General features: G+C 61.2%; 6 protein-coding genes. All 6 read left to right on the top strand.

Annotated features, from left to right (window positions below; all coding sequences use genetic code 11):
- On the top strand, positions 1–529 hold a 529-nt coding region (locus tag PMI29_RS16730), incomplete at its 5' end, for an EAL domain-containing protein (RefSeq protein WP_007997373.1).
- Between the two features lie 391 nt (positions 530–920).
- Positions 921–1385, top strand: a complete 465-nt coding sequence (locus PMI29_RS16735; RefSeq protein WP_007997371.1) for a MarR family winged helix-turn-helix transcriptional regulator — start codon at positions 921–923, stop codon at positions 1383–1385.
- Positions 1378–2595 carry an HlyD family secretion protein gene (locus PMI29_RS16740; RefSeq protein ID WP_007997370.1) on the top strand — a complete coding sequence of 406 codons (1218 nt, stop codon included), beginning with the start codon at positions 1378–1380 and terminating at the stop codon, positions 2593–2595. Before PMI29_RS16735 ends, PMI29_RS16740 begins: the two co-directional genes overlap by 8 nt.
- The gene (locus PMI29_RS16745) at positions 2588–4126 is read left to right on the top strand and encodes a DHA2 family efflux MFS transporter permease subunit (protein ID WP_007997369.1); all 1539 of its coding nucleotides are present in this window, start codon (positions 2588–2590) and stop codon (positions 4124–4126) included. The genes PMI29_RS16740 and PMI29_RS16745 overlap by 8 nt, the downstream gene beginning before the upstream one ends.
- Positions 4127–4278: 152 nt before the next feature.
- On the top strand, positions 4279–5556 hold the full coding sequence (locus PMI29_RS16750) for a tyrosine/phenylalanine carboxypeptidase domain-containing protein (RefSeq protein WP_007997368.1): 1278 nt from the start codon (positions 4279–4281) through the stop codon (positions 5554–5556).
- A 160-nt stretch (positions 5557–5716) separates the two neighbouring features.
- On the top strand, positions 5717–6293 hold a 577-nt coding region (locus PMI29_RS16755; protein WP_007997367.1), incomplete at its 3' end, for a DUF3300 domain-containing protein.

The following is a 6293-nucleotide window of genomic DNA, read 5'->3' as shown; positions in this document are numbered from 1 at the left end:
GAATGTCAGCGCCCGCCAGTTTCACCATCCGGACTTCGTCGAGGATGTACTGCAAGTACTGAGATACACGGGGGCCGATCCGAAGAAATTGAAACTGGAACTGACCGAAGGCCTGTTGATAGAGGATATGGAAGGTACTGTCGCCAAAATGATCGAGTTGAAAGAGATCGGCATAGGCCTTTCGCTGGATGATTTCGGAACCGGCTACTCGTCACTGTCATACCTGAAGAGCCTTCCGCTGGATCAACTCAAGATCGACCAGTCCTTCATCAGAGATGTGCTGGTTGATTCCAACGACGCCGCCATTGCCTGCGCGATTGTGAGCCTGAGCCAGATATTGGGGCTTTCGGTGATTGCAGAAGGTGTTGAGACAGAAGCTCAGCGCTCCTTTCTGGTCAAGCATGGCTGCCAGACCTACCAGGGCTTCCTGTTTTCCCCGCCACTGCCAGCCGAACAATTTGAGCAGTATGTTCACGAAAGATTAATGGCGAGCACTGATTTCCCACGGACCAAGACTAAATCGCCATAACTTCGCAGGTGCCTGGGAACGTCCGCTTTCGGCTGTGGATTCAACCCAATGCGGACGATGAGAGGTCGACTCAAATGTGGCTCGCACCCGCAACTGCCGGAGGCAGTCTCGAACAGCTAGCAAGAGCGAGCCTTCTTGCCCACCTTCGGGCGTAGCCCAGCTTCCTGCGAGCTCCGCGATCAACTGATTATGCCCTCGCCTGATTCCTTGCCCGCTGCGCTGCCGGGCCTGGCCCTGGGCGGGGCCATCGGTACGTCGGGGTGGCGTGGAGCCTGCTCTGAGGCCGGGTTTACCGGCGGTATGTCGTCGGGAATTTATTTCGCAAATATAGATAGCAGACTAATTACAAGCTCAACTATGATGAGCTAACTTCTCCGCGGCAGATTTCACCATGACTGACATATTGACCCTTGGTTTTGCCCTGCATGACAGCGCCCGGCTGATGCGCAAGCGGTTCGAGCAACGCGCTCGGCATGTCGGCCTTACTCGTTCGCAGTGGCAAGTGCTGGCCATGTTGTCGACCAATGAGGGCATCCATCAAAAAGGGCTCGCGGATTTACTGGAACTGGAATCGATCACCCTCGTGCGCCTGCTGGACAAAATGGCCGAGCGCGGTTTGGTCGAGCGACGTCGTCATCCCACGGATCGACGCCTGTCTCTGTTGTTTCTGACGGAGCAGGCCCATCCGCTGCTGCAACTCATGCGTGACATGGGCCGAGTGACCCGCCAGGAGGCCACGCGCGGATTCTCTGCCGAGGAGGAACAACTGCTGCTGGGGCTGATGAAGCGGATGAGGTCGAACCTGATCGAAGCCTGCAGTCTTCCCGTTGAAGAGGAGGAGCATCGTCATGACTGATCAACGCCTGAAGCCCCCCGCCGAACCTGCCGTGATGCCCAAGCCCGCACGGCTTGAAGGACCCTCTCCAGCCGAAGCCCGCAAACCGGACCTCGGGCACACCGAGGCCGGGCCGGGCAATGCCTCACCGGCCCGCCCGGGACGACAGCTCATGCGCACCACGCTGTTTGCCTTGCTACCCATCGTGCTGGTGGTCGGCGGTTACCTGTATGTCACGGGCGGGCAGATCATTTCCACCGACAATGCCTACATACAAGCCGATCATGTCGGCGTCTCCACCGATGTCTCGGGCCTGGTCGCCTCGGTTGATGTCAAAGACAATCAGCGGGTGGTCAAGGGTCAAGTCCTGTTCACCCTGAAGCCTGAGCCCTTTGAGATCGCGTTGGCCAGTGCCAGGGCGCAACTGAGCAATGTGCGCAATCAGATCCTCAATCTCCAGGCCAATTACAGGCAAGCGCTGGCCGAAATCGACCAGGCACAAATCGACCTCGCCTACTACCAGGCCAGCTTCCAGCGCCAGCAAACCCTGCTCAGCGTCTCGGCAGTGTCCAGAACCAACTACGACGATGCCAAGCATGCGCTGGACAGTACCCGGCAAAAAATCACCGTGGCCAGGGCCACCGCACAAATGGTACTGGCGCAATTGGGCGGGCATATCGAAACACCCGTCGAACAACAGTCCACGTATCTGATCGCCCGGGCCGCTGTCGACGAAGCGCAGCGCAACCTGGACAACTCGGTGGTCAGGGCTTCGTTTGACGGTGTCGTGACCAACGTTGATTCGCTGCAAGTCGGCTCCTACCTGCAACCACCCCAATCGGGCATCAGCCTGGTGTCAGCCGACCACCTGTGGGTCGCTGCGTCCCCCAAGGAAACCGAACTGACCCACATGAAACCCGGTCAGCCCGTCGATATCAGTGTCGACAGCTACCCCGGCGTGCAGTGGCACGGCACCGTCGAAAGCATCAGCCCGGCGTCGGGTTCAAGCTTCTCGTTGCTGCCCGCGCAAAACACCACGGGCAACTGGGTCAAGGTCGTGCAACGGATTCCCGTGCGCATCAGCATCGATGATGCCGGGGATAAGCCGCCGCTACGCACCGGCATGAGTGTGCAGGCCGAGATCGATACAGGCTCGGCACGTGGCTTGCCGCACCTGTTCTCGGGGCTGCTGGCGAGCAAGGTCCCTGCCCCGGCTCTGGCCCATGAATAACCCGGCACCGACCGAAGCGGTGGCCCATCGCGGGATGATCACCGCTTGCGTCGTGCTGGCGGTGATCATGCAAGCGCTCGACACCACCATCGCCAATGTCGCCCTGCCCTACATGCAAGGCAGCATCTCGGCCAGTTCGGACCAGATCAACTGGGTGCTGACGTCATACATCGTCGCCGCGGCAATCATGACGCCGCCGTCTGCCTTCCTGGCCAGGCGCTTCGGGCGCAAACGCGTGCTGCTGTGGGCGATTGTCGGCTTTGTGGTCTCGTCGATCCTTTGCGGCCTGGCGCAATCGCTGGAAGAAATCATCCTCGCCCGCCTGCTGCAGGGCTTGGCCGGCGCGGCGCTGGTGCCCCTTTCCCAGGGCATTCTGCTGGACATCTACAGCCTCAAGGAACGCGGTTCAGCCATGGCGCTGTTCGGCGTGTCGGTTATGGTCGGCCCGGTGCTGGGGCCGATGCTCGGCGGCTGGCTGACCGAGAGTTTCAGCTGGCGCTGGGTGTTCTTCATCAATTTGCCCATTGGTTTGCTGGCGCTGGCCGGGATCGTCTATTACGTCAGTGAAACGACCACCGACACCTCGACCCGCCTGGACTGGCTCGGCTTCGGTTCGCTGAGCGTGGCGATCATGGCCCTGCAACTTTTTCTGGACCGGGGCGAGCAACTGGGCTGGTTCGCCTCCGGGGAAATCCTGGTCGAAGCGGTGGTGGCCGCTGTCGCCCTGTATGTGTTCCTGGTCCACACCTTCACCACCGACACGCCCTTTATCAGCCCGAAGCTGTTCAAGGACCGCAACTTTTCGATCAGCGTCATCTTTATTTTCATCGTCGGCATTACCTACCTGGCCTCACTGGCGCTGATGACCCCCTACCTGCAAACCCTGATGGGCTATCCGGTGCTGACCGCCGGCATGGTGATGGGCCCGCGTGGTCTGGGCACGATGCTGACCATGTTCCTCGCCGGCCGACTGTTGGGCAAAGTCGATACCCGCCTGTTGCTGCTGACGGGCCTGGGGTTGTCGGCGCTGTCGATGGGGCTGATGACCGGCTGGACGCCGGATGTGTCGATGCAGACCGTCATCTGGGTCGGCTTCATCCAGGGCACCAGCCTGGGCATGCTGTTTGTGCCACTGACCACGGTTGCCTTCGCGACACTGCCCGCCTCCTTGCGCGCCGAAGGCACCGGGCTTTACAGCCTGTCGCGAAATGTCGGTTCCAGTGTCGGGATCTCCATCGTGACAGTGCTGCTGACCCAGAACATCCAGGCCAACCACGAGCAGATCGGTGCCTACGTCACGCCCTTCAACCGGGCCTTCGACGCAGGGTCGATCAAGAGTTACCTGGACCCGATGGCCGCGTCCGGGCGCGCCACCCTGGATGCATTGGTCACTGTGCAAGCCAGCTGGATCGCTTACGTGGACGACTTCAAGCTGCTGATGCTGTTGTCACTGGCCGTCATGCCATTGTTGCTGATTATCAAAACCCCAAAAACCCAGGTAAATGAAGAGCCGGCACCGGTCGTCGAGTAATCACAACCGCGTACCTGGTCTCGCAAGCGCAGGAACCGGGACCCGCCCGGTTTTTCGCGAAACCTTTGCCCACGCGGCCCGCCAGCTCAACACGTAACCGCACGCGACGACTAAGCTTTTGTAACGTCACCTCTTCCCTCAAGGAGATATCCATGAGTGCCGCCCTCTTGTCCGAACTCGATGCCGCCCTGCCCGACCTGACCCGCAAGATCCGCGTGCTGGATGCCCTGTCCTGGCCCGATGGCGTCGAGGAAGACTTCCTGGCGAAATGGCGCGGCGGGCGAGCCGAGTTACCCAAGGTCGAGTTGCAGCCCCGCGACCACAGCGCCGACATCGCCGCCCTGGAAACCTTTATCAGCCGTTGCGATGTGGGGCATCCGGCCGGGAATTTCCTCGCCATGACCGCCCGTAGCTATGCCACGGCCGGGCACATGCTGGGGGCCATTGGTACTCCCGCCTTTACCCAATACTCCTCAGCGCTGTACCGGCGTCCGGATTTCTACTACACGCGCTTGCAACTGAGCATGCTCGATGCCGCCCGTTTCTTTCTCAAGACCACCGATGCCCTGCTGGGCGGTGCGCGGATTCCACCCTGCCCGGCCGAGATCCCGGCCAAGGCGTTCGCCGCCTGGATTCAACCGGAACTGGACCGTTTCTTCGGCGTCGGACAGATCACGGTCGTGCTCGATCCGAACCTGGCCGCCAAGGCCATCGCCGGATCGAGCCGCATTCGCCTGCGGGCCAGCGCGCTGTTCTCGGAGCTGGACAAGCATCAGCTGCTGCAACACGAGGCCTTCGTGCATATCGCCACGGCACAAAACGGTGCGCGGCAGCCCAACCTCATAAGCCTCGGCCTGGGAGCGCCCCGCACGACCCAGACCCAAGAGGGCATTGCCACCCTGGCCGAACTGTTCACCGGCAGCATGGACATCAACCGCCTGCGTCGCCTGGCCCTGCGCGTGCTCGCCGTCCAGCAGGCGCTGGAGGGTGCCGACTTCATCCAGGTGTTCGAAGGTTTCATGGCGGCCGGGCAGTCGCAAGAGGAGTCCTTCCGCTCGGCCCAACGAGTGTTCCGCGGCGCCGACCTGCGGGGCGGTTCGGCATTCACCAAGGATGCCGCTTACCTGACCGGGTTGCTCGGTGTCCACACCCTGCTGCGCATTGCAATCCGCGATAACCGGCCGGAACTGGTAGGGCATTTGTTTGCCGGGCGCCTCAGCCTGGCTGACACCGTGCGCCTGGCGCCACTGTTCGAATCCGGCTGGCTCAAGGGACCGACCTACCTTCCGGCCTGGGCCAGCGACCTGCGCCTGCTGGCGGCCAACCTGGCCTTCTCTGCGTTCATCGCCCAGATCAAACTGGATGTGCTGGACCTGAAGGTGTTCATGGCATTTGCCGAAGAACACGAAAGCGATGCCAGCGCCCAGTGATCAGGGTGACACCGAATTAAAGACAACCTGGGACCTTCGAATGAGCTGCTACGCTTATGAAGCGAAATAGAAGCTGCGCTCTGTGGCTTGCAAAGTCAGCTTTCACCTCTGCGGCATTGACTCACTCATTTCAAGCCTGTCTGACCACATAGGGGGTGCAATGCGCATTCCATTTTTTTACGCGTTGTCAGCCGTACTGTTTTTGAGTGGATCTTCCTGCCTGGCACTGGCTGCGGATGCGACCGCCGCCGCACCGGCACCCGCTGCCGATACAGCGCCCGTCACCGCGCCTGCCAAAGATCCCGTGTTTACCCAGGAACAGCTGGATCAAATGCTGGCGCCCATTGCGCTTTACCCGGACCCACTGTTGGCACAAGTACTGATGGCCACCACCTACCCGGGGGAAGTCGGCGAGGCGGTCACCTGGTCCAAAGCGAACCCGGACGCCAAGGGCGACGATGCGGTCAAGCAGGTGGCGAACCAGCCCTGGGATCCGAGCGTGCAGGCACTGGTCGCCTTCCCGCAGGTTCTGGCAACGCTGGGGCAGGATCCCGTCTGGGTACAACGCCTGGGTGACGCCTTCCTGGCGCAACCCGACGATCTCATGAACGGCGTGCAACGCTTGCGCCATCAGGCCCAGGCCGCTGGCAACCTGCAGAGCAATCAATATCAGAACGTGACGATACAGAATGTCGCGGCGCCGGCCCCCGCGACCACAACGTCGGCACCGGCTCCAG

The sequence above is a fragment of the Pseudomonas sp. GM49 genome (assembly GCF_000282355.1).
Taxonomy (GTDB): Bacteria; Pseudomonadota; Gammaproteobacteria; order Pseudomonadales; family Pseudomonadaceae; genus Aquipseudomonas.
Note: the sequence above shows the minus strand (reverse complement) of the source record. Positions and strands in the feature narration are given on the sequence as shown.

Coding starts and splice junctions, on each gene's coding strand:
- PMI29_RS16740 (WP_007997370.1), top strand. CDS start 1,378: ATGACTGATCAACGCCTGAAGCCCCCCGCCGAACCTGCCGTGATGCCC.
- PMI29_RS16750 (WP_007997368.1), top strand. CDS start 4,279: ATGAGTGCCGCCCTCTTGTCCGAACTCGATGCCGCCCTGCCCGACCTG.
- PMI29_RS16735 (WP_007997371.1), top strand. CDS start 921: ATGACTGACATATTGACCCTTGGTTTTGCCCTGCATGACAGCGCCCGG.
- PMI29_RS16745 (WP_007997369.1), top strand. CDS start 2,588: ATGAATAACCCGGCACCGACCGAAGCGGTGGCCCATCGCGGGATGATC.